Raw genomic sequence first — 23,377 nt, forward strand, 5'->3', positions numbered from 1 at the left:
CGTCGTCTCTCGCCGCTCGTGCGGTGCCGATCAGTTCGGGCGCTGCACGCGCCGCCGCCACCACGCCAGACCCATGCCGATCAGCAGGATCCCCACCGCGCCCGAGGCCGCCGACGCGGCGATCAGGCCGGTGTTGCGCATGCCGTCGGCGGAGCCGGCCGGCTGCAGGGCGTCGCCCACCTGGTTGAGGACGTCGTTGCCACCGGTCGTGCCCTTCGCGAGCGGGCCTCGCGAACCCGCCACGGGCTCGGCCAGGTAGGGGAAGGAGTCGCCGAACCGCTGGTCGTTGGCGTCGACCGCGTCACCCAGGTCGTTCTCGGAACCGACCAGCTCGCCCTCGACGACCTGCAGCGCGATGTCCACGACGTCATCGGTGAGCCGGCGCCCGTTCGGGAAGCCCGCCTTGTCGCCGTCGAGCACACCGAGCCGTTTCGGCTCGGCGGCCGGCTTGATCGAGGTGTTCAGGCGCAGCATCTCCGCCGGTCGCACGTTCGGCGGCCGGTTGAGGCCCTTGACGCCCTTGAGGAAGACGTCGACGAGATCGTTGCGCGGTTCCGCGGGCGCCTTGATCTTGTAGACGGCCTCGATGAGCTTCGGCAGCTCGGGGTTGGTCACGTTCTTCAGGAACTGGCCGTCGTTCCACGGCGAGGACGCGTTGAACGTGTCCTTGTCCTTCAGCGGGTTGACGACTTCGTTGACCAGCGGGTTGCCCAGGCGCGAGACCTGCTCGTAGTAGCCCTGGGCGTTCTTTCGCTGGGTGGTCGACCAGATGCCGACGACCGGCTGGTGCGCCGACTCGGTGATCATGTCGGTGGGCAGTTGCAGGGCGACCGAGTTGACGTTGTAGCCCTTGAGGGTGTCGTTGCCGACCTCGGAGAGGTCCCCGCCGTACAGCAGGTCGAACACGCGCAGGTCCAGGAAGAACGGGTCGTCTGCCTGGCCGGCGAACGTCCGGGCGCCGTCGGCGAGCCTACGGACGGCCTGCCGGCGCAGCGTGCCGTAGTCCGGCATCGACGCCTTGCCGACGTTCGACGGTGCCACCGGGATGTCGTCGGCGAGCTTCGTCTTCGACACGACACTCTGGTTGTGCAGCTTGAACAGCTCGATGTCGTAGGTCTGCGTGACGTTCAGGTCCGGGTCGTCCAGGCTGGTGACCGGGCCCGTGTTGTACAGGAACGTCTTCTTCGACTTCGTGTGCGTCTTGAAGGTGTAGCGCAGCAGCAGTTCGCCCTGCGCGTCACCGTTGTTGTCGATGTGGATGTCGTACTGGGCGTCGTCCGCGAACGTGTAGAAGTTCGGGCCGCCCGCCGGGTCCTCGAAGGGGATCCAGTTCGCGATGATCGTCGTCGTCTTCGGACTGTCCGGACTCACGAAGGCGTACACGTCCGTGTTGTCGTACCGGGGTTGTCCCGAGATCAGCGGGGCCTCCCGGTGACTGGAGGCGTAGGCCGCCCCCGGTTCCAGCGTGGCCACACCGGCGGCTGCGAGTCCCCCGGCGGCCAGTGCACCTGCGATGAGGGTCGCGAGGCCCCTGCGCCCCGTACCGCTCCTGGAGATAGGTGTCATACCGTCCGTCCTCCATGCCAACTTCCCTGACGCTGGAGGATTCGGAACGGTCGTCCCTGCGGATTGGTGAATATTGACTGATCTGACCGACCTATCGGTGGATCTGTCGATTGATCTCGACCAGGCCTGCCCTTAGGGCAGACGACGCTACTTTCGAAACACGCCCTAGGTCCGCTTCTTCTTCGGGTCCGGAAGGGCGTTGGTCATGCCGGGCAGGAAGTCCGTGAACAGCTCGTGGACCTCCAGGACGAGGGGGCGCAGCACGCGGAACCGGGACAGCGCCACACCCCGCGCGGTGAGGCGCGCGCCCCGGTCCGCGAGCCGGTAGCTGCGCTCGCGGCCCTCCGTACGGTCGTAGATCCAGTACATGACGAGACCCATCTGCGAGAGCCACATCAACTCGGGCAGCACCTCGCGCAGTTCCTCCGGCACCTTCGCCTTCGAACCCGCGAGCACCTCCTTGTGGACGGCGATCGCCTCCAGGCGCGCGTGCTCCGACTCCGCCGAGAAGGGACTGAGGGGGCTGTCCGGGTCGGCGGCGTTCTTGAAGAACTGCACCGCGAACTCGTGGTACGGCTCCGCCACGTCCAGCCAGGTCCGCAGGACGCCCGACAGCCGGGCCTCCAAGCCGGTCTCCCGCGCCAGGATGCCGCGGACCGCCTCCCGGTGCTCGGCGGCGAGGCGGTCGTAGAAGCCCTGGATCAGCCACTCCTTGCCGGCGAAGTAGTAGTAGGCGTTCCCTACCGAGACCCCGGCCTCCTTCGCGATGGCCCGCATCGTCGTCTTGTCGTACCCGCGCTCCTGGAACAGCCGCATCGCCGTCTCCAGGATCAGGGCGCGGGTCTGCTCGGACTTGGAGACGGGCGACGCGTGCGACGCGGGGTGCGGCTCGGCGGGGCCCCTGGTGCCGGGGCTCTCGCCGCCGGGCGACTCGTCGTCGGCGGGCTGCTCGTTGGCGGTGTTGGCGGACACGGACGAGAGCCTAGTCAGTGGCGCAGGCGCCGTCGGCACAGGAGGGCGGGGTGAACGTCCAGCCGTGGTGCGGGTCGAAGGACCACCCGTCCGCCGCGTGGTACGCGCCTCCGCCCCACCCGGGGCCGCCGCCCCGCTGCGCCCCGCGCCACCTCGCGGCGGCCAGCACCGCGCCCCTGGCGAGTTTCGCCCCGGCGGGGGTGCTGAGGCGGTGGGCGAGGGGCCGGTGTTCGCGCAGCGCCCACAGGGTGACGATCCAGGCGGCGGGGCCCCGGTAGACCTGGCCGCCGTCCCCCACGACGGTGATCTCCTCGAGGGTGGCGCGGTGGTCGAGCCCGGGAAACCGCGCGCCGGCCTCCTCGGACCCGGCCGCGACCAGATCCAGCGGCACCAGCTGCGGCTGCCGCTCCAGCCAGTCCCGTACGAAGCCGCACAGCGCGCAGCCGGCGTCGTAGAGGACGGTGAGCCGGCGAACCGGGACGCGGACGGCGTCCCGGTCGACGGTCTTCGGTGCGTGGGCCATGCCGGTCACGCGCCGGCCGAAGGGGCGGTCCAGGCCTGCGGGGCGACCGGCGGGACCTGCTCCCGCTCCATGACACCGCGCCGCCGGATCTTGTTGAGCAGGTACACGTTGCCCAGGTGCATCACGCCGAGGACGAGCAGCACCACGCCCAGCTTGGTCGACAGGGCCTCGAAGACGCCGCGGGTGTCCTCGAGGTGGTCGTCGCCGCTCAGGTAGAGGGCGACGAAACCGAGGTTGACGAGGTAGAAGCCGACCACCAGGAGGTGGTTGACGGCGTCGGCGAGCTTCTCGTTCCCTCGCAGCACGTCGGAGAGGAAGACCCGTCCGTTGTGGCTGAGCGTGCGGGCGACCCAGATGGTCAGTCCGATGCTGACGATCAGGTAGATGACGTAGGCGATGACCGTGAGGTCCATGTTCCCACCCCTTTTGAACGCGTTCAAAAGCTGACGGGAGTGACTGTAGCCCCTGCTTTTGAACGTGTTCAACTCACCGGCGTGGGAGGTGCGTCACGTCCTCCGCCCGAGCTCCGGCCGCTTGGTGTAGTCCGTGAAGCCGAGCACGTTCCCCCACGGGTCCGCGACCTCGACCGTCCATCCGGTCGTGACGGAGGACGGCGGATCGAGCGGCGCGATCCCGGCGGCGGCCAGCCGCCGGGCCGCCACGCGCGCGTCCGGCACCTCCAGCCACACCCGGGGCGAAGCCCACGGCGGCGGCCGATGCCCGAGCGCCTCCTCCCGGCGGAGCAGGATCCCCGGCGTCTCGCCCCCGACCTTCAGCAGCGCGATCCCGCCCTCGTCGAAGCGGAACGCCACCGCGAACCCGGCCCGCTCGTAGAAGCTCACGGCCTCGGCGAGGTCACCCACGGGCAGCAGCACGTTGTCGAACCCGAGCAGTTCGTAGGACTCGTCATCTGACATACCGTCAGAATAGGTGCTCGGCGGACGCGAGCCGGTGATTGTCGGCGGCGGCTCGTACGGTTGGCGCAGGAGGTTGCGCGGGGGCAGAAAAACATGCCAAACCCACCCTGGCTTCACCAGGGCCGGTTTTCTGCTGCAAGATGACTTGCACTCGTCCTGCAAGCCGCTCATCCGCTCATCCGAAACGAACCGATACGGGGAGAACTCGCCTTGTCCGAACAGCCGCAGCAGCCCCAGCAGCCGCCCCAGCCCGGGTACGGCTACCCCAACGCCGGCGGCCCCGGCCCGTACGGCGGTCAGCCGGGCGGCCAGGCCGGCCCCTACGGCTACCCCCAGCAGGGTCAGCAGCCCCCGCCGCAGGGCGGCTACCCGCAGGGCGGCTACGCCGCTCCCGGTTACGCCCCGCCCGGCACCTACACCGGCGACCCCAACGCCCCGTACGGCTACGACCCCTACGGGCGCCCCTACTCCGACAAGTCCAAGATCGTCGCCGGCATCCTGCAGCTGACCCTGGGCACCCTGGGCGTCGGCCGGTTCTACATCGGCAACGTCGGCATCGGCCTCGCCCAGCTGTTCACCTGCGGCGGCCTCGGCATCTGGGCGCTGATCGACGGGATCATGCTCCTGACCGGCAACAACACGACCGACGGCAACGGCCGGATCCTGCGTGGCTGAAGCGGCCCGCCCGTTCACACCGCGGCACCCGGCGGCGGCACCCCTCGCGGTGCTCGCCGCCGGGGCGGCGGGCTCCGCCTACCTCTACGTCACCAACCCGCACGACGGCGGCCACATCCTGCCCCAGTGCCCGTTCCGCCTGGTGACCGGCCTGCTCTGCCCGGCCTGCGGCGGCACCCGCATGGCGTACGACCTGATGCACGGCGACTTCGCCCAGGCCTGGCTGGACAACCGCGTCCTGCTCCTGGCCTCCCCGTACGCGCTCGCACTCCTGGCCCGTTGGATCTGGGAGGGCCTGCACGGCCGCAGCTGGCACCCGAAGCTCAGCCGACGGGGCCTGGCGGTCGTCCTCGGCATCGCGGTCACCTGGACGGCAGTGCGCAACGTCTTCTAGCGGCCCCGGGTTTACACCCCATCCCCGGACGTCTCGAACGAAGCGGGAGTTGGCGGATTTTGATCACGGAACAGGAACGATCAGTCCCAGCTACTCCCTTTTGCCTCACCGGTCTCCCTAGGCTCTCGGACCACAGGGGGGAAGTCCGCGCGTGGTCGACGCCATGCACGGGCTTGCGCGTCGACGTCGATCGACGCAGGTGAACATCGCGTCGCATCCCTCCTGGACTCCCCGTCCGGAGCAAGCCGGCTCCGGTCTCTCGAAGTCACCCAGGAGCAGTTCTCATGACCGTCCCCACCCCCGAGGCCCCCTACGGCGTCGACCCGCTGGGCCGCCCGTACTCCGACAAGTCCAAGATCGTGGCCGGTATCCTCCAGATCTTCCTGGGCGGCCTCGGCATCGGACGCTTCTACGTCGGTTCGGTCGGCGTGGGCATCGCCCAGCTGTTCACCTGCGGCGGCCTCGGCCTCTGGTCCCTGATCGACGGCATCCTGTTCCTCACGAGCAACGACCGCACGGACAAGCAGGGCCGCATCCTGCGCGGCTGACACCGCCACGCCTTCCACGGCGAGGGCCCCTCTCCTCCAGGACCACCTCCTGGGAGCGGGGCCCTCGCCGTACCCGTACACGTGCACCGGCCGGAACGGACCATCCCCCCATGAGCGAAGACATCCTCTCCGTCATCCCCACGGACCCGCACTGGCAGCCCACCCAGCAGGCGGCCGACCGCACGGTGACCCTCGCCCGGCAGCTGAGCCACGAGGACCCGGACGGCCTCGCCCCCGGCAACGCCCCCGCCCCCGACCCCGACCTCCAGATCGATGTCGACTGGTACGACGCCCCCACCCCCGTCGACGCGGGCGACAACCTGGAACGCATCACCTGCCCCCACTGCGCCGCGCAGATCCCCGTCACCTGGTTCCTGGACCTCCTCGAGACCCACTGCGAAACAGGCTTCCCCACCCTCGCCACCGTCGTCCCCTGCTGCGACACGGCCACCACCCTGGACGCCCTCCACTACGACTGGCCCTGCGGCTTCGCCCGCTTCGAGATAGCCGTGTGGAACCCGGAACACGTGTGGTTCACCGACGAGCAACTGACCGCCCTGGGCGCCGTCCTCGGACACCCGGTACGCCAGATCAGGGCACACATCTGACCGGACCACGCCGCAGGGGCCCGCACTCCAGCGGAGTCCGGGCCCCTGCACGGTGTGTTGCGCCGCTGCGCCACGTCAGCCGATGGCGATGCGCTTCTGCCAGTAGTCGTTCACACCGATGATCTCCGACCCGGATCCGGACAGCGCCGTCCTGCTGCCGGCGTACAGGCGGACCGACCCGTCGGACCGTACGGTCCAGACGTCGGGGATGCCGTCGTCGGTGACGTCGGGCGTGCCCATGAGGAACGGAATGTCGCTGCTGGCCCAGCCGGACGTGCCGTACACGGTGTCCGCACCGCCCGAGGAGTTCGCCGCGGCGGCCAGCGAGTTGAGATCGACACCGCCGCCGCTCGCGGCGATGCCCTTGCGCAGCAGCAGCCGTCCGGAGTCGTCGGACCGGTAGACGATGTCGGCGACCTTGTCACCGCTGAGGTCCATGACGGTGACGAGGTCCCGGTTCGCCCAGGGGGTGGTGGTCAGGCGGACGGCCTGGTCGACGGTGGCCCCGTGGTAGCCGGTGAACGCCCACAGCGCATCCCCGACGGTGGCGAGGAAGTCGGTGCGACCGTCGCCCGTGATGTCGCCGGCGGCGACGATCTGGGTGAAGGTGTCCGGGCTAGGGGCGTTGGACGGCAGCAGGATCTGCTGGCGCCTGTCGATGTCGACCGCGCCGTACCCGTCGCCCGGATACACCCACAGCTTGTCCTTGAGGCGCACGACGAGGTCCTGGAGGCCGTCGCCGCCGTAGATGTCGCCGTTGTGGGTGATCAGGGCGCCGTTGAAGTGCCCCTTGGGTGCCGGAACGTACGGCGGCAGGTCGTCACCGTTGGGATCCTTGTCGGGGTTGGCCTGGTAGGCGCCCGCCATGGAGTAGTCCAGGTCCCCGATGCCCTTGTCAGGATCGTCCTTGTCCGCCTGCGACGGGTACAGCGCGAGCATCCCGGCGTCGGTGACCGCCATCATGTCCGGCAGGCCGTCACCGGTGAAGTCCCCGGCGCTGTCGGCCTGGTCGCGCGGGGTGACGTAGAAGAAGTACTTGGTGGCCTCGGAGACGTTGCCCGCGCTGTCGACGGTCCGGACGTAGAGCACGTTGGGGCCGGCGGTCGGCGGCTTGGCGTTGGTGACGGTGCCCTTGACGGTGACCGCCGCCCCGTTGGTGCGGGCCAGACTGCCGGTGTACGTGGCGGAGTTGAACCCGTACTCGTAGCGGACGACGTCGACGTCGAGGGCGCGGAAGGTGAAGGAGCCGGGGGTGCCGAACTTCTTGGTGGACCACTGGCTGTCGTCGGTGCCCACGCCGAAGCCGTTGTGTTCGCTGTCCGCGTCGGGGTAATCCGCGGACTCGACCACCGGCGACTTGGGAGCGGTGGTGTCGAGGACGAACCGGCAGGGAGTCTTCGGGTACCAAGGCGAGGTCACGCCTGCGTCGTCCACGGCGCGGACACGCCACGAGTAGGTGGTTCCGGCCTTGAGACTGCTGGTGGAGAATTTTTGGGTGGTCCGCAGAGCGACACCGCCGTCCGCCCCGGTCGACACCTTGCCGGTGGTCTTCAGCAGGTCACCGGTAGTGTCCCACTTGCCGGTGGGCCACAGGTCGAAGTCGAAGTAGTTGAGGTTGCCGTCCTTGTCGGTGGCCTTCGAGGTGAAGGTCAGATCGCCGGAGCCCATGCGGACGTACGGTGTGCTGGTGGTGCACCTGCCGTCCGGATCGAGGTCGAGGGAGTTGCTGACGATCACCGGGGCGCGGTTGTAGACCAGTTGCAGGTAGGGCGGGTAGTCACCGTTGGCCTGGAACTTCTTCCATGCGTACTGCGACTTCTCGTCGCGGGCCCGCAGGCCGAAGGTGATCGTGTCCTGGCCCTTGTCGACGGCCTTCTGGGCGCCGCTCTTGACGTCGAAACTCTCGTAGGCGTTCTGGCAGCTGGACTTGTAGCCGTGCGCGAAGCTCTTGGTGACCAGCTTGTTGCCGTCGTGCAGCTTGGGCGCGTTCTTCCAGTTGGTGTGGCTGTTGATGGCGCCGGTGAGGTGCACGCTCATCGAGCGGTCCTGGCAGGACCAGGAGTAGGTCTCCAGCATGTACAGCTTGGCGCTGGTGATCTTGGTGCCCTTGAGGTCCTTGTCGAAGTCGATGTTGAAGAAGGACCGGGAGGTGCCCCAGGTGTCGGACTCGAAGCCGACGCGGGCCTCCTGGGTTCCGCCCTTGTTGAAGCCCTTGCCGTTGTAGAAGGTGGCGTTGGGGTGCCGGTCGTAGGCGGTGGTCCAGTTCTGGACGTGCTTCTTGACCGACGGGTCGACGAAGACGGGGTAGGTGGTCGCCGGGTCGTTCAGGAAATCCTGATCGGGAGTGAGGGCCCACTGCCCCGAGGACAGATCGGCCTCGACCAACTCGCCACGGGAGTCGGGCGACGGGCCGTTCAGCGACGGCAGGGACAGGGTCGCGGCCGATCCGGTCTGCGAGGGCGCCGGTGTGGGTGCCGCGGGAGCGGACGGCAGCGGCGACTCCGACACGGTCACGGGATCGTCGGTGGCCGGGGGGAGACTCTCCTCGTCGCCGTCACTCTGCTCGTCCGATTCGGGCACCTCTTCCTCGGACGCGCTGGGAGTGGCGGAAGCCGATGTCCCTGCGGTGACGGTCGGCTCCGGAGATTCCGGGGCGGTCGGCTGGGCGCTCGCGCCCACCCCGCCGTCGGTGACGGCGGGTGCGCCGCTGCTGTCCCACATCAGGGGAGTCGGTGAGAGCGCGACCTCGTCGCCGTCCGCGTCCAGGGCGCTGACCACACCCGTCAGCGGATCCAGCCGGAACGTCAGATCGGCGGAGTGCAGACCGTAGACGAGCTGCCGCACATGCGGATCCGCGGCCGCCTGACGGTTCTTCAGCACGACCACCTGGCCGAACCCGTCGTCATCAGCCGTCAGCACCAGGTCGCCGCCCGGGAACACCTCGGGGTACAGGATCCGCTCACCGTCGACGATCGGGGTCGGCACCGGGCCGGGCCAGGTCAGCTGGATCGCGGCGCCGCCGTCGACGTACAGCGTGACCAGCGGAGTTCCGGAGTCCGCGGCCGCGGACTTCACCAGGGAGACGCGCTGCACACCCGAGCGCGAGGCCCGAGCCTCGGACGACTCCCCGCCGCTCCTGCCGGAGCCGGCCGAGAACACCATCCGGGTGTTGGTGGCCTTCGGCTCCCAGCCGTCCTTCGTCCGCTGCAGGGTGGAGTCGATGGGCTTCCACTCGCCGTCGACCCTGGCGCGGACCGGGGAGGAGTACAGCCGCTTCTCCATCTGGGCGTCAGGCCGGGCCCATGTCGTGGAGTTGGCTGTGCGAGCGGCCGTCACCTCGACCTTCCGGCCGGTCCGGGCGGCCTGTGCGAGCGCGGCGGTCTCGGTGACCGTCTTCGGGCCCCGGCCGGCCGCCTCGTGTGGCCCATCGTCGTCCAGCCGGAACCCGGCATAGACGATTCCCGTCGTGGCGACCGCGGTCGCGAGCAGGGTCGCAGTGGCCCGTCGGCCGGGTCTGCGACGCCAGGTGCGCGTCATCGGGCGAGTTCCCCTTCCCCCATCCAGGCAGCCGATGATGACTTATGAAGGTCCTGTCGTCACCCTGTGATGAACATGCGGCGGTTACCGGACGTACTTGAACGGGGGCAGCAGTGAATCACCGGGAAACGACGCCAAATGGCCCAAGTCGCCGGAGACTTTGCCTAGTTGAAGGTAAGAAACGCATAAGAAGCCTCACCTGCGGGATATTGGGCCGTTACGTACAGTGACGATGATCACATGAGTACTCGTAACCTGGCGTTCGTTCACAGATCGACCACAGAATCTGCGCTGTTCAGTAACTCAACGCGCGTGGTCCGTCACCGGTCCCGCTTGGACGGTCCGGGGGGACCCCGTCGTGTTCGGTCGACTGCCGCAGGCCCATCGCCACCGTCGTCGCGTCGCACGCACCGTCGTGCCGACCGTGGCGGCCGCGCTGCTGGTCGCGTTGCTGCCCGCCCAGGCGCTGGCGGTGCCACCCGACCCCGACCCCTCCCACGAGGAGACCGGCCGCGAGACGGTCCAGCTGGAGCCGCTGGAGACCGAAGAGCCCCTGCCGGGCACGGTGTTCTCCCCCGACCTCGACACCCTGAAGCAGGAGGACCCCGCGCCGCAGGACGTGGCGCCGTCGGGCACCACACCTGCGTCGGCCGGCACGGCCCCGGTGAACTTCGGCACGACCACCACGCCCGCCGCCCTGCGCACCGGCACCTCCGCCGTCCAGGCGGCCATGCTGCCGGCGGGTTCCCTCCCCGTCAGCCTCGGCCAGGCCCCCGACCAGGCCCAGCCGACCGGCACCTGGCAGGTCACGGTCTCGGACCGCACCTCCTCCGTCGGCCAGGGCGTCGACGGCGCGGTCGTCAAGGTCCAGGCACCCACGACCGGCGCGGTCCCCGTCTCCGTCAAGCTCGACTACACCAGGTTCGAGAGCCTCTACGGCGCCGACTGGGCCTCCCGTCTGCGCTTCGTGCAGTTCCCCGACTGCTACCTGGACACTCCGGACGACGAGGCGTGCCAGACGTACGAGGAACTTCAGACCACGAACGACGTCGACGGCAACTCCATCACCGCGACGGTCGACCCGGCCGCCGGCGACACGGTGACACCGGCCTCGGCGAAGAGCGACGCGAACGTCGTACAGGCCGCTTACCGCACCTCGGCCTCCGCCGCCCCGGCCGCCGCCTCCGGCAGCACGGCCGTCGTCGGCGCGGTCGACTCGGGCGCCGGCAAGGGCGGCGACTTCAAGGCGACCCCGCTCGCCTCCGACGGCAAGTGGGAGGCGGGCGGCTCGTCCGGCGCCTTCACCTGGTCGTATCCGCTGACCGTGCCGTCCCCGCCCGCGGGCCCCGCCCCCCAGATCACCTTCGGCTACAACTCCCAGACGGTGGACGGCCGCACCGCCGTCTCCTCCCCGCAGGCCTCCTGGATCGGCGAGGGCTGGAGCTACGACCCGGGCTACATCGAGCGCCGGTACCGCTCCTGCCAGGACGACCGCAAGAAACTCGACGCGGGCACGCCGAACAACACCGCCAAGAAGGACAAGACGTCCGACCTGTGCTGGGTGTCGTACAACGCGGTGATGTCCCTGGGCGGCAAGACCGTCGAACTGGTCCGGGACGCCGCCGCCGGCAGCGACCCGGAGAAGGACACCGAGCGCTACCGCCCCGTGCAGGACGACGGCACCCGCGTCGAGCACAAGGTCGGCGCGGACAACGACGACGACAACGGCGAGTACTGGCTCGTCACGACCCGGGACGGCACCAAGTACTACTACGGCCTGAACAAGGTCGAAGGCGGCCACGCGAACACCGGCTCCGTCTCCACCGTCCCCGTCTTCGGCAACCACCCCGGCGAACCCTGCCACGCCGACGCCTTCGCCGACTCGCGCTGCGGCTCGGGCAAGCAGCAGGCCTGGCGCTGGGGCCTGGACAAGATCGCCGACGTCAACGGCAACACGATGATCGTCAACTGGAAGCAGGAGACGAACAACTACGCCGTCCGCAAGAAGTTCAAGACGCCCGAGCAGTACGACCGTTACGCGTACCCGACGTCCATCGAGTACGGCATGCGCAGCGAGTCGACCGGCTTCACGGCGCCCTCCGCGACCGTCGAGTTCGGCGTCAAGGAACGCTGCACGGAATCGACGACCGCCTGCGACGCCGCCAACTTCGCCAAGACCGACGACCCCGGTGCCTACCGCGTCTGGTGGGACACCCCCGGCAACCTCAACTGCAAGTCCACGTCGAAACTGTGCCCGGCCTTCCCCTCCTTCTGGACGCAGAAGCGCCTGGAGACGGTGACGACCAAGGCGGCGCGCGCAGGCCAGACGGGCCTGGGCAAGGTGGACGTCTACACGCTCCACCAGGCCTTCCCGAAGGACTGGTACGACACCGCGCCCGGCCTGTGGCTCAACTCCGTCACCCGCACCGGCTTCGCCCCCGGCGACACCGTCGGCACCCTCCAGTCCGACGCCGGCGTCAGTTTCGCCCCGTACACCGTCGGAGACGACTCACCGCTCCGAGCCCGTCTCACCGACCGCCAGCTGCCCAACCTGGTCCTGAACGGCAACAAGGACCAGCGCCCCGGCTTCACCCGCCCCCGCATCGGCGTCGTCTCCACCGAGTACGGCGGCGACATCGAGGTGGAGTACACCGGCGGCTGCGCGAGCGAGCCCGCCGAGGACAAGGGCAAGGACAACGGCACCTGCTACCCCGTCCGCTGGTCGCCCGACGGAGACGAGAAGACACCCGCGAAGGCCTGGTTCAACAAGTACGTCGTCGCGACCGTCACCGAGACCGACAAGATCAGCTCCCACGGCCGGCCCGTCACCACGCAGTACAAGTACGAGGACCCGGCCTGGGCCAAGAGCGACGACGAGTTCACCCGCCCCGCGCTGCGCACCTTCAGCGACTGGAAGGGCTATCGGACCGTCACCACCCTCAAGGGCGCCAAGAGCACGTCGGAAGTCGTGGACGGCGTCCGCGCGGTCAACGCGCAGTCGAAGACCGTCACCCGCTACTTCCGCGGCACCGGCGGCACGGTCAAGGACTCCACGGGCACATACACCCTCCTCGACGAGGACGCGGAGCAGTACGCGGGCATGACCGCGGAGACCCTCACGTACGAGAACTCCGACGGCAGGATCCTCAAGCGCACCCTGAACTACCCCTGGTCCAAGCAGACGGCCTCCCGCGCCCGCGAGAACGAGGACGGCACCGCGGGCGATCCCCTGCGCGCCTACCGCACCGGCGTGAAGCGCACGGACGACATCCAGACCGTCGGCTCCTCCTGGCGCGCCGTGCGCACCCTCACCGAGGTCGACGACACCTACGGTCTGCCGACCGAGGCAGAGACGTACGTCGTCAAACCGGCCGGCGACGGCGAGGCGATCTCCGACCGGACCTGCACCACGACGACGTACCTCCACAACACCTCGGTCTGGCTGATCGGCCTGCCGAAGGAACAGCGGACGACGGCGACGTCCTGCGCCGCCCAGGCGACGGCGGACCCGGCGACCCAGCTGAAGTCCGCGACACGCAACAGCTACGACCAGCTGTCCTACGGCGAGACACCCACCAAGGGCATGGTCACCTCGGTCGCCGAGACCGACGGAAAGGGCACCTCGTACTCGCTGGTCACCGACACGACGTACGACGCGCTCGGGCGTGCCCTCACGGTCACCAAGCCGAAGGCGGGCACCACCAGGACGAAGTACACCCCTGCCGAGGGCGGCCCGGTGACCTCCACGGAGACGATCGACGCCCTGGACCGCTCCACCACGACCACGTTCGACCCGGGGCGCGGTCTGCCCCTGACCGTGACCGACCCCAACGGCCGCGTCACCCGCAGCGAGTACGACGCCCTCGGCCGCCTGGTGAAGGGCTGGTCCCCGTCGGCCACGAGCTCGCCCACCGTGCAGATCACGTACCAGATGGCACTGGCGACGTCCGACGTGACCCGTCCGGCCGCCGTGAGCCTCCGCTCCCTCAAGGACGACGGCACCTACTCCACCCTGGTCACCCTCTACGACGGCCTCCAGCGCGAGGTCCAGACGCAGAGCGAGGCCCACGGACCCGGCCGGATCATCGTCGACACGAACTACGACGATCACGGCCTGGTCATCGAGAAGACCAGCGGCTACCTGGCGAAGGGCGAGCCCACCACCGACCTGTTCAGCCCCAAGGGCTATACGGTCATCCCCAGTTCCGTCCGCTACACGTACGACGGTCTGGAACGCGAACTCCGCGCCGACACCTACCACTCCGAGGTCAGGAAGTACTCCGCGACCAAGGCGTACGGCGACACCACCACGACCGTGAACCCGGCGGGCTCGACGTCCCCGCGCACCCGCACGGAGACCGACGCCCTCGGCCGGGTCACCTCGATCCGCTACTTCAGCCAGGCCGCCGCCACCTCCACCACCGGCCGCGACACGACCTACGAGTACGACGCCCGCGGCAACCGCAGCAGGGTCACCGACGCGGCAGGCAACGTCTGGTCGTACGTGTACGACGCCCGCGGCCGGGTGAAGTCCGCCACCGACCCCGACACCGGCACCACGGAGACGGGGTACGACGACGCCGACCGCCCGAACTACACCAAGAACTCCCGCGCCCAGGCGACGTACACCGAGTACGACCTCCTGGGCCGGGTGCGCTACGTACGCCAGGGCACGGACACGTCGAGCCCGGTCAAGGAGTACGTCTACGACAAGGCGTCCGGCGGAATCGGCAACCTGTACGAATCCATCCGCCACACCTCCTCCGACGGCGACTACGTCAACCGCGTCACCGGCTACAACGCCGACGGCAACGTCACCGGCACGGAAACCGTCATCCCGGCGAACGCGATGACGACGGGCCTGTCCGGGACCTACGCCTACTCCTACACGTACACCCCCACCGGCAAACAGCAGTCGGTCACACTCCCCGCGGTGGGCGGACTGGCGAGCGAGAAGGTCGTCACCCGCTACAACAGCGACGGCCTGCCGGACACCACCTCGGGCGCGACCTGGTACACCTCGGACGCCACCTACTCCCCGTACGGCGAGGTCCTGCGCACGGTCTCCGCCGCCCAGCCCTACCGCGTCTGGACGACGAACTTCGTCGACCCCCACACCGGCCGCCTCCAGCGCACGGTGACCGACCGGGAGACCGACGCCCCGCACCGCATCACGGACGCCTACTACTCCTACGACACCTCCGGCACGATCACGTCCAACAGCAGGGCGATGGCCGACGCGACCGGGACGACGTGGGACACCCAGTGCTTCACGTACGACGTCATGGGCGAACTGGTCAACGCCTGGACGTCGAACATCACCCCGAACGGGGCCGGGACCGGCTGCACGGCGGCCAACGGCACGACCTGGGGCTACGACACCGACTACACGACGTCCTCGGGCCCGGTGGCCGACGCCCCGTACTCCACCACCGCCGACGAGACGCTGAAGTCGTCCCTCGCGGCCACGGCCCCGGCTGCCACCACCGTCTCGACAGGCACGACGGGCTACCACCAGTCCTTCACCTTCGACTGGCTGGGCAACCGGGCGACCCTTGTCGAGCACGACCCGACCGACGCGACGAAGAACGTCACCTACACGTACGGCTACGGCCTGGCCGGAACCCAGCCGCACACGATGACGTCGATCACCTCCCCGACGTCCGGCAAGAGCAGCACGTACACGTACGACGCCACGGGCAACACCACGGACCGCGACCTGACGGGCACGACGCAGGACCTGGTCTGGTCACCGGAGAACAAGCCCGAGTCGATCACGACCAACGGCACGAAGACGACGTACGTCTACGACGCCGACGGCAACCGCATCCTCGAGAACTCCTCTTCCGGCTCGACCCTCTACCTGGGCGAGACGGAACTGACGACGAACGCCACGGGCAGCATCACGAAGGCGTCCCGCGCCTACACCCAGGCCGGCGCGCCGACGGTCGTCCGCACCACGACGAACGGCGCGACGACAGGCCACAAACTGAGCGTCCTCCTGGCGGACCACCTCGGCACCGCCGACACCTCGGTGGACGTGGCCTCGGGCCAAGCGGTCACCCGCCGCGCCTTCAAGCCGTACGGCGAGGTACGAGGCACGAAGCCGACGTCCTGGCCCAACAAGCGCGGCTACCTGGGCGTGGGCATCGACGACACGGGAACCGGCCTCACACACATCGGCGCCCGCGAATACGACCAGACCTCCGGTCACTTCCTCTCGGCCGATCCTGTCCTCGACATCGCCGACCCGCTCCAGATGAACGGGTACGCCTATTCCAAGAACGGCCCGGTCTCACAGTCCGACCCGACAGGTCTGCGCCCGGACGGCATTTGCGGCGGGAACACCTCGACCTGCGTCCCGAGTGACTCTCTCTCCGGACAGAGCGTCCATTACAACGAATCGTGGGAGCGCAAGCAGAACGGGTGGAAGTGGCAAACCTACACCGAGGGCAGTAAGGGCAAGCGGTACTACACCGTTGCCGGCGTCAACTGGGGTCATGCCATTTATCTGGCTCGCCCGGGGGTGACGGTGATGGACTGGGCCGACGTCATCGGCACAATCACTGGCGTCAACGCCCCCGCAGATGTCGCGCATGGCTATCAGGACGTGAAGAACGGGGACTACGAGAACGCGATCTGGGACGCCTTGGCGCTGCTCCCGGATGTCCCCAACTTCCGGTCACCAAGGCCCAAGGGCTGCAAATGCTTCCTGGCAGGAACCGATGTCCTCATGGGGGACGGTTCAACCAAGGACATTGAAGACGTAAAGATCGGCGACGAGGTCCAGGCGACCGACCCGGAAACCGGCAAGTCCGGAAAGCGCAAGGTCACTCGCCTCATCGTCACCGACAGCGACAAAGAGTTCAACGAACTCACCCTCAAGACGAAGAACGGCCTGGAGAAGCTCACCGCCACCCGCGAGCACCCGTTCTGGTCCGAGTCCGAGCACCGCTGGATGGAGGCCGGCGAGCTCACCCCCGGCATGAAGCTCCGCTCCAACGACGGAAGCCTCGTCACGGTCAAGGGCAACCGCGCCTATGTCCAGCGGGCCCGGACGTACAACCTGACTGTCGACGACCTGCACACGTACTATGTGCTGGCGGGCGCCACTCCGGTACTGGTTCACAATTCCAACTGCCCCCTCACAACGATGTCTTCTGTCATTGGCGAGGATTCAGCGCTGACGAAGGCCGCACAGCAGGCAGGGAAGAATCAGAAGGTTCAGGCCGATCTGGACAGCCTGTTTCAGCAGCTGTCGCGCGGAAATATGAATCCGGGCCTCGGAAGTAAGGCGTTGGCCGGAACGGATGTCACCTACGCGCGAGGAAGGAACGGCGGTCGCCTGTTCTTCCGGAACGTTGACGGAGGGATCCAGGTCGTCGGGAAGTCCGATAAAGCGAACGAGTCCAAGGTGATTGCGAGGCTGAATCAGCTCTATGGCCAGTGATCCTCTCTACCGCGTAGAGAACCAGCAGTTCAGCGCGCTCTTCATGTTGGGTGCAGAGGACGACAAGGAAACCGTTGAGAATGTAGACGCGGAACTCACCCTCCCGGATGGGACACGGTGGAGTGCCACGTTCATGACGCTGCGCGCGATCGCGCAAGTGATGGATCGATGGAAGGAGACTGGAGAATGCTCCGGCGGGGCATATTTTCAGTGTCCCGATCTCGTGATCATTCCGGAGGGGGGTCTGGCTGCGATGCTGGATTCCTTCAAGGGGATTATCGATTCAGGCGGACCTGAAGGAGTCTTGCAGTTCCTGGACGAAAGCTAGCTCGCTCGTAGGCGCTGTCGAATAGTGAGGCAGGATGCCCCTTTCCCGATTGGTGGAGAAAGGGGCATCCTGGTCTTTGACGGCAACGCTGACGGCAACGTCAGCGGACGACGGCTGCGGCAGGTGGGTCTTCGGGGCCGTCGTCCGCTGAGCCGAGGGTGTTGCCGAGGGTGTCGATGGCTTGGCGTTGGAGGCGGAGTCGGACGTGCGCGTAGACGCCGGCGGTGACGCCGATGTGGGCGTGGCCGAGGAGTTCCTTGATCACGACGAGGTCGACGCCCTGTTCCAGGAGCAGGGTGGCGGTCGAGTGTCGGAGGTCGTGGAAGCGGATGCGTCGGAGTCCGGCCCGGTCGAGGAAGCTGCGGAAGCGGCGGGTGAGGTTGGCCGGGTCGAGAGGCCGGCCGGTAGGGGTGGTGAAGACGAGGCCGCTGTCCTGCCAGGCTGACCCTGCTGTCCCGCGCTCCTTGTCCTGCTGCTGTTTGTGCTCCTTGAGGGAGTGGAGGCATTCGGTCGGGAGCGCGATACGGCGCTCAGACGCCCGGGTCTTGGTGGGCAGATGCGTGAGGCCGCCGGTGCGGGTGCGCTGGAGCGAGCGGCGGATGCTGGCCGTTCCGGTTGTGAGGTCGAGGTCTTCCCAGAGGAGGCCCAGGAGTTCGCCCTTGCGGAGTCCGGTGCGCAGCGCGAGTTCGTACAGCGCGTGGAGCCGGTCCGTGCGGGCGGCGTCGAGGAACTGACGAGCCTCCGTCGCAGTCAGGGGCCGGAAGCGCCTGGGCCGGGGCATGGCGGCTTTGACGTTCCGGGCGACGTTGCGCGGCAGCTCGTCCTCGCGGACGGCGTGTTCCAGAGCCGACTTGAGCACCGAGTGCACGTAGGTCACGGTCAAGGGGGACAGCCGTTTCTGGCAGCACTCGCCGATCGCACAGCAGTTCTTTCGTTCGGTGTCCAGGCCCTGGGTGCAGCACTGACAGGTGGTGCGGAGCCGGTCGAGGAAGGTGCGGACGTCCTTGGCGGTGAGCCTCGCGATCTTCTTGGTGCCCAGGCCGGGGATGAGGTGGAGGCGGACGCAGGCGGAGTAGCGCGTGTGGGTGTTCTCGCGAAGCCGGTGGACCGCGACACTGCCGAGCCAGTACGTCAGGTAGTCACCAAGGGTGCCGTCAGCGGTGGCGACTGGCAGCCCGCGGTTGCTGTCGGCGATCTTCTCGGCGAGCTTGTCAGCCGCGTTCCTGCGGGTGGTGCCGTAGACACGGACACGCTTTCGTCTGCCGTCGGCGGCGAGGACGTAGCCGGCTGCTTCCCAGCGGCCGTCCTTGCGCTGATAGATGGTGCCTTCGCCGTTGGCGCGGGCCTTCCTGCGCTGGGGGGCGGTCATCGGGCGACCTCTTCCAGATGGCGCTGGACATAGTCGTCCAGGGCGTGGGCGGGGATGCGGCGGGCGCGGCCGATGGTCAGCGAGGCCAGGCGGCGGGTGCGCAGGAGGTCGTAGAGGGCGGAGCGGCCGATCTTGAGTCGGGCCATCGCCTCGGGGACGGTGAGGAGTTCGTCGTCACGCACGAGTCGCTACCTCCTGTTCGCGCGTTGGGCCGCCGCCGATGAGTGCGGCGAGGCGTTCGAGGTCGGGGGTGAGGCCGGTGCCGTCGTAGGCCCAGTGGGCGAGGACGAGGGTGGTCGGGTGGGGCGGCGGGGTGTGGCGGCGATGCCAGGCGGCTCGGGCGGCCCGGAGCGCGCTGAGGGTGGTGGAGTAGGCGCGGGTCTTGGTGGAGAAGTGGCCGCGGAAGCCGAGCATGTGGGCCCACTTGCGCAGGTTCAGGTGCTTGAGATCGTCGCGGGTACCGAGGGCCCAGGCGGTGCGGATCATGCGGGCGGCGTGCTCGGGTACCGACTCGAACCAGAGGTCGGTGATCCTCTTCAGCCGGTGGTCGAGTGTGCCGGTCGCGGCTTCGGTGCCCTTGGTGGCGTACTTGGCGACGTATCCGGCGACCTTGCCCTCGGTGATCGTGGTCCCGCCCTGGAAGGCCGTGGACCGGATGATCCTGGTGTCGATCTGCTCGCCGAAGACGAAGGGGCGGGCCCGGCCGTTGATCTCCGGCCCGTCGATGCGGGCGCGGGTGGCCGAGATCCGAATGGCATCGGCCAGCAGGTCGGGTGTGGCCCAGGCGGGCGGCGGGGTGTAGGGGCCAGCGGGGCCAGCGGGGCCGTCGAGGCGGATCACGGCGTGGAAGTGGATCAGTCCGCGCTGCTGGTACTCGGCGACCTTGGCGTACGAGACCCGGACGACCTTGGACAGCAGCCGCTGAGGGACACCTGCAATGGCGGCGATGGTGCGACGCAGGTGGAGCATGAAGCGGGACCACAGGGCCGGGGCATGGGCGTTCCACAGCACGGCGCCGGTGTAGTCGTAGCGCTCCGGGTCGAGCGCGGTGCCGAGGAGCGGGTCGCCCTTGGTGTGGGTGCGTCCGCAACGGCATCGGGCGGAGCCGCTGGTGCGTCGCCCGTGGACTGGGCCGTACGAGGGCGCGGTGAGGGTGGCGAAGACGCGGGGGTGGGTGGCGACCTGGTCGGGGATGTTCTTGCCGCCGCGCAGGCCGGCGGCGATGAGGTGGTAGGTGTCCTGACGGTAGAGCTCGGCGCAGGAGGGGCAGCGGGTGGCGCGGCGGTTGCCGCAGCGGACCAGCAGGTGCCCGGCGGGCAGCTCCTTGGACTTCAGTTCGCGCAGGATCTCGCCGGTGAAGGAGTCGACATCGATGCGCTGGCCTTCGAGGCGGACCGGCTGGGCGCAGCCACCCAGGGAGGACAGCTGCCGTACCAGGCCGAGCAGGTCGCGGTACCCGGTGAATGTGGGCAGCGCGGCCGTAGCGGGTTCGGGGCGGGGGATTGTGGTGGTCGGGTCGTGCGGTGGCATGCTGGCGGGACCTCTCTGCACTGCGGCACACACGTGTGCCGTGAACGGGTGTGGGAGGAAGGCCCCGGCAAGGGCGAGGGTTTGGCGACTACACGCCCTTGCCGGGGATCACTGCGAAACGGGACCAGGAAGAGGCGGTCACGCCGCCTTGCCCAGGTCAACGCGGTCGGGCAGCTTGCGGACCTTGAGCCCTTCGGCGCACATGAGGTCGTTGATCAGCCAGCAGGCTTCGGTGGGCAGGTAGACCGAGCGCAGCCGGACGGGGGTGCGCATGTCGCCGACGGAGGCGATGGACACGCCCTGGGGCATGGTGCGGTCGGCGGCGGTGATGTCCAGTTCTCGGCCGTCGGGGAAGAGGTGCAGGAAGTCCTCGATGGTGTCGACGCGGTGGCAGATCCGGGCGGACAGGTTGGTCCGTACGGCGGTGGTGAGCACGTCGGCGGAGGGTTTCTGGGTGAGCAGCCACAGCCGGATACCGAACTTGGCGCCCTGGCTGGCGATGGCCAGCAGCTCGGCCTCGAAGCGTTCGCGGGCCTTGCGGTCCGGGTGCCGGGTGTAGTTCGCCACCTCGTCGATCACCACGAGCAGCAGCGGCAGTTCGGGGCTGAAGTCGGTGATGCGGTCTGTACGGCCGGACCAGAACAGCCGCTCGCGGCGCTGCATCTCCTCGCGGACCCAGCGCAGGATCTCGGTCGGCTCGTCGGGGTGGACGGCGTCGGAGACCTTGTAGGCGGTACGCCACCAGGGCGCGACCGCACCGAGGTTGGGATCGATCACGATCAGCCGCACGTCCCGCATGAGCGAGGCGTAGGCGAGGAGGGTGTTGACGGTGATCGATTTGCCGGAGCGGGTGAGGCCGGCGACGAGGGCGTGGGCGGAGTAGGCGAGGTTGAGCACGATGGGGGTGCCGTCTTCGTCCCAGCCGAGCAGCACGTCATCGGTGGAGACGAACTGCCCCGGTCGGCAGACGGGGGAGCCGTCCGGGCCGAGGAGTGGTGAGCGGATCACCGCCTCCAGCGGCTCACGACGGAAGCCGCGCGCGACGATCATTCCGGGCTTGGGCTGGCTGATCCGGATGCGGCGCATGCCCCAGGCGTCGCACAGGCCCTCGCCGGCGTCCTGCCAGGCGCTGAGCCCGACCTGCGGCAGGGCATCGGCGGTGACGGTGACGCCGAAGGCGTCGGCGCGGGTGCGCAGGTGCGGCACCAGCACACGCGGCTTGGTCGGTTGTTCCTGGGGGCCGTACTGCTGGAGCACGGTCGGGGTGGCGTCCTTGACCGCCAGGCCCAGCATCGGGGCGAGCCGCTTCCAGCCCCACCGCATCCGCCGCGCCTGCCTCAGACTGACCCGGGTCTCGGCATCGGCCCGGTACCAGCGGGCGAAGCAGTACCCGGCCCAGCCCAGCAGCCCAAGCGCGACCAGCACGGCGACGACGAGAAGCGCGAGCCCAAGGTGATTGCCGGTCATCAGGCGCCTGCCTTGGCGGTGACGGCGTCGGCGCGCAGGGAGATGCCGTGCCGGTCCTTGCCGTTGATCTCGTTCTCCCAGGCCGACGCGACAAGTCCGGTGAAGACGACCGGCAGGCCGACCTTCAGGCCCTTGCCGAGACCCGGCTCCGGGACTTTCACGGTGATCACTTCGGCGCGGCCGTTGAAGGCGAACATCACGTCCACCAGGTGCAGGTGGGCACCGGTTGCTCGGTCGATCGCGGGCTGCTGGCCTTCGCGGTCCTTGAAGTGCGGCCGGGACTCGGAGGCCAGGATCACCAGGGCCGGAGTCTGGTCGATGGGCATGGACTTCACGGCAAACCTCCAGGTAGGGGGGTGCGAGTCACCCGTGTGGGTGATCGCGTGCCGCAACCATACATTCATTCCATCCGAAGTCCATCCCTATTGAGTTCCATCCGATCTTGCGGTGGCCCATCCAGCAGGCGGCTACCCTGACCCCGTGAGGCCGCTGAGCTGGTGAAACACGACAGTCAGCGGGCGGCCCGCGGCGGATGGAATCGGACTGGGACCAGGGATGGACATGGCTGCTGCTGACGAAGCACGCTTGACGTTCGAACGCATCGCGGACGACCTGCGGCAGCAGATCCGGGACGGCGAACTACGGCCCGGCCAGCTCCTGCCGACGCAGAGCCAGCTCATGCAGACCTACAAGGCATCGAGCCTGACCGTGCAGAAGGCGATCCGGCTCCTCAGGAATGAGGGCTGGGTCATCGCCCGCCAGGGGCGCGGCACATTCGTCACGCGCTCGGCCGACTTCGAGGACGCCTTCGAGAAGGTCGCCGGCGATCTCCAGCAGCAGATCTACTCCGGCACCCTGGCCCCCGGCGCCAGACTGCCCGCGCGCGAGGTCCTGGCGGAGCACTACGCAGTGCCGCTCAACGTGGTCACCAACGCCATCTCCCTGCTGGCCGGCAACTTTCTCCTGCGCTACCCCGGCGAACTGCCCGTCGACGAGGTCTACGTACGCGACTGGGACGACCACGGCTTCGCCACCCAGCTCATCCACGGCCGCCTGGTCCGCAAGATCAGAGACGGCTCACTGGCCAGGGGGGCCAGGATCACCGTGGACGAGGTGGTCGACACGATCGGCGGCGACCCGGAATCCGCAGACCAGGCTCTGACCTTCCTCACTCTGGAGGGCAGGATGAAGAAGGCCCACCAGCGGAACGGGTCGATGGCGTATGTCGTCGTGGGGGGCGAGTTCGGCACAGAGGTGCCGGTCACGGTGCAGCCGGTGGACGAGCCGGGCGAAGCGTCGACTGCCTCACAGAAGGAGTTCCCGGCGGTGGCCGGAGTGGCGGATCTGACCTACAAGCTGGAACGAGCCCTGGAGCGGATCGAGGAGCTGGAGGAGCGCGTCGAACGCCTCGAAGGCCGCGACGCCAACTGAGGCAGGCAGGTGGACGACGGCGTCCCCGAAGGCCGCAGGCTGGGTCTCGGGGACGCTTCGCG

Annotated in this window: 18 protein-coding genes; 7 read left to right on the forward strand and 11 right to left on the reverse strand. The window is 68.7% G+C overall.

Annotation, left to right across the window (positions count from 1 at the left end):
* Positions 1-30: 30 nt before the first annotated feature.
* From ABT057_RS10865 to ABT057_RS10885, 5 genes are all read right to left on the reverse strand, one after another.
* A complete protein-coding gene (locus ABT057_RS10865) occupies positions 31-1,566 on the reverse strand; it encodes a DUF4331 domain-containing protein (protein ID WP_352342218.1) in 1,536 nt (511 codons plus the stop codon).
* A gap of 165 nt (positions 1,567-1,731) precedes the next feature.
* Positions 1,732-2,538, reverse strand: coding sequence for a TetR/AcrR family transcriptional regulator (locus ABT057_RS10870; protein ID WP_352342219.1), 807 nt, complete (start codon positions 2,536-2,538; stop codon positions 1,732-1,734).
* A 10-nt stretch (positions 2,539-2,548) separates the two neighbouring features.
* Complete coding sequence (locus ABT057_RS10875; RefSeq protein ID WP_352342221.1) at positions 2,549-3,061, reverse strand: thiol-disulfide oxidoreductase DCC family protein; 513 nt, start codon at positions 3,059-3,061, stop codon at positions 2,549-2,551.
* Positions 3,062-3,066: 5 nt separating this feature from the next.
* On the reverse strand, positions 3,067-3,474 hold the full coding sequence (locus ABT057_RS10880; RefSeq protein ID WP_352342223.1) for a hypothetical protein: 408 nt from the start codon (positions 3,472-3,474) through the stop codon (positions 3,067-3,069).
* Positions 3,475-3,567: 93 nt separating this feature from the next.
* The gene (locus ABT057_RS10885) at positions 3,568-3,978 is read right to left on the reverse strand and encodes a VOC family protein (protein WP_352342225.1); all 411 of its coding nucleotides are present in this window, start codon (positions 3,976-3,978) and stop codon (positions 3,568-3,570) included.
* Positions 3,979-4,188: 210 nt separating this feature from the next.
* Here ABT057_RS10885 and ABT057_RS10890 point away from each other — a divergent pair, with 210 nt between their 5' ends.
* From ABT057_RS10890 to ABT057_RS10905, 4 genes are all read left to right on the forward strand, one after another.
* Positions 4,189-4,653 carry a TM2 domain-containing protein gene (locus ABT057_RS10890; RefSeq protein ID WP_352342227.1) on the forward strand — a complete coding sequence of 155 codons (465 nt, stop codon included), beginning with the start codon at positions 4,189-4,191 and terminating at the stop codon, positions 4,651-4,653.
* Complete coding sequence (locus ABT057_RS10895; RefSeq protein ID WP_352342229.1) at positions 4,646-5,047, forward strand: DUF2752 domain-containing protein; 402 nt, start codon at positions 4,646-4,648, stop codon at positions 5,045-5,047. Before ABT057_RS10890 ends, ABT057_RS10895 begins: the two co-directional genes overlap by 8 nt.
* Positions 5,048-5,331: 284 nt before the next feature.
* A complete protein-coding gene (locus ABT057_RS10900; protein ID WP_352342230.1) occupies positions 5,332-5,595 on the forward strand; it encodes a TM2 domain-containing protein in 264 nt (87 codons plus the stop codon).
* A gap of 110 nt (positions 5,596-5,705) precedes the next feature.
* Complete coding sequence (locus ABT057_RS10905; RefSeq protein WP_352342232.1) at positions 5,706-6,203, forward strand: hypothetical protein; 498 nt, start codon at positions 5,706-5,708, stop codon at positions 6,201-6,203.
* A 75-nt stretch (positions 6,204-6,278) separates the two neighbouring features.
* Here the strand turns inward: ABT057_RS10905 and ABT057_RS10910 are convergent, their stop codons facing one another.
* Complete coding sequence (locus tag ABT057_RS10910) at positions 6,279-9,740, reverse strand: DNRLRE domain-containing protein (RefSeq protein ID WP_352342233.1); 3,462 nt, start codon at positions 9,738-9,740, stop codon at positions 6,279-6,281.
* 358 nt (positions 9,741-10,098) lie between these two features.
* On the opposite strand from ABT057_RS10910, the gene ABT057_RS10915 reads away from it, so the two are divergent.
* Positions 10,099-17,190, forward strand: a complete 7,092-nt coding sequence (locus ABT057_RS10915; protein WP_352342235.1) for a polymorphic toxin-type HINT domain-containing protein — start codon at positions 10,099-10,101, stop codon at positions 17,188-17,190.
* Positions 17,180-17,518 (forward strand): hypothetical protein, encoded by a 339-nt coding sequence (locus tag ABT057_RS10920; RefSeq protein ID WP_210990285.1) that lies wholly within the window; start codon positions 17,180-17,182, stop codon positions 17,516-17,518. Before ABT057_RS10915 ends, ABT057_RS10920 begins: the two co-directional genes overlap by 11 nt.
* A 100-nt stretch (positions 17,519-17,618) precedes the next feature.
* Here ABT057_RS10920 and ABT057_RS10925 read toward each other — a convergent pair whose 3' ends face one another.
* The 5 genes from ABT057_RS10925 to ABT057_RS10945 all read right to left on the reverse strand — a co-directional run bounded on the left by ABT057_RS10925 (position 17,619) and on the right by ABT057_RS10945 (position 22,210).
* Positions 17,619-18,887: a tyrosine-type recombinase/integrase gene (locus tag ABT057_RS10925; protein WP_352342237.1), complete on the reverse strand. Its 1,269-nt coding sequence runs from the start codon at positions 18,885-18,887 to the stop codon at positions 17,619-17,621.
* A complete protein-coding gene (locus ABT057_RS10930; RefSeq protein WP_128839800.1) occupies positions 18,884-19,069 on the reverse strand; it encodes a helix-turn-helix domain-containing protein in 186 nt (61 codons plus the stop codon). Before ABT057_RS10930 ends, ABT057_RS10925 begins: the two co-directional genes overlap by 4 nt.
* A complete protein-coding gene (locus tag ABT057_RS10935; protein WP_352342239.1) occupies positions 19,062-20,417 on the reverse strand; it encodes a replication initiator in 1,356 nt (451 codons plus the stop codon). Before ABT057_RS10935 ends, ABT057_RS10930 begins: the two co-directional genes overlap by 8 nt.
* Positions 20,418-20,555: 138 nt before the next feature.
* Positions 20,556-21,884: an FtsK/SpoIIIE domain-containing protein gene (locus ABT057_RS10940; protein WP_352342240.1), complete on the reverse strand. Its 1,329-nt coding sequence runs from the start codon at positions 21,882-21,884 to the stop codon at positions 20,556-20,558.
* On the reverse strand, positions 21,884-22,210 hold the full coding sequence (locus ABT057_RS10945) for an SCO3933 family regulatory protein (protein ID WP_246532017.1): 327 nt from the start codon (positions 22,208-22,210) through the stop codon (positions 21,884-21,886). Before ABT057_RS10945 ends, ABT057_RS10940 begins: the two co-directional genes overlap by 1 nt.
* A gap of 259 nt (positions 22,211-22,469) precedes the next feature.
* On the opposite strand from ABT057_RS10945, the gene ABT057_RS10950 reads away from it, so the two are divergent.
* Entirely contained in the window at positions 22,470-23,315 is an 846-nt protein-coding gene (locus tag ABT057_RS10950) for a GntR family transcriptional regulator (RefSeq protein WP_352342242.1), read from the forward strand.
* Positions 23,316-23,377: the final 62 nt, after the last annotated feature.

It is taken from the genome of Streptomyces sp. NPDC002588, assembly GCF_040295925.1.
In the GTDB taxonomy this organism is placed as follows: domain Bacteria; phylum Actinomycetota; class Actinomycetes; order Streptomycetales; family Streptomycetaceae; genus Streptomyces.

Bases quoted from the DNA above. Each gene is read 5' to 3' on its own strand.
- ABT057_RS10865 (WP_352342218.1), bottom strand. From the start codon at position 1,566: ATGACACCTATCTCCAGGAGCGGTACGGGGCGCAGGGGCCTCGCGACC.
- ABT057_RS10875 (WP_352342221.1), bottom strand. From the start codon at position 3,061: ATGGCCCACGCACCGAAGACCGTCGACCGGGACGCCGTCCGCGTCCCG.
- ABT057_RS10880 (WP_352342223.1), bottom strand. From the start codon at position 3,474: ATGGACCTCACGGTCATCGCCTACGTCATCTACCTGATCGTCAGCATC.
- ABT057_RS10885 (WP_352342225.1), bottom strand. From the start codon at position 3,978: ATGTCAGATGACGAGTCCTACGAACTGCTCGGGTTCGACAACGTGCTG.
- ABT057_RS10900 (WP_352342230.1), top strand. From the start codon at position 5,332: ATGACCGTCCCCACCCCCGAGGCCCCCTACGGCGTCGACCCGCTGGGC.
- ABT057_RS10905 (WP_352342232.1), top strand. From the start codon at position 5,706: ATGAGCGAAGACATCCTCTCCGTCATCCCCACGGACCCGCACTGGCAG.
- ABT057_RS10910 (WP_352342233.1), bottom strand. From the start codon at position 9,740: ATGACGCGCACCTGGCGTCGCAGACCCGGCCGACGGGCCACTGCGACC.
- ABT057_RS10920 (WP_210990285.1), top strand. From the start codon at position 17,180: ATGGCCAGTGATCCTCTCTACCGCGTAGAGAACCAGCAGTTCAGCGCG.
- ABT057_RS10925 (WP_352342237.1), bottom strand. From the start codon at position 18,887: ATGACCGCCCCCCAGCGCAGGAAGGCCCGCGCCAACGGCGAAGGCACC.
- ABT057_RS10935 (WP_352342239.1), bottom strand. From the start codon at position 20,417: ATGCCACCGCACGACCCGACCACCACAATCCCCCGCCCCGAACCCGCT.
- ABT057_RS10940 (WP_352342240.1), bottom strand. From the start codon at position 21,884: ATGACCGGCAATCACCTTGGGCTCGCGCTTCTCGTCGTCGCCGTGCTG.
- ABT057_RS10945 (WP_246532017.1), bottom strand. From the start codon at position 22,210: ATGCCCATCGACCAGACTCCGGCCCTGGTGATCCTGGCCTCCGAGTCC.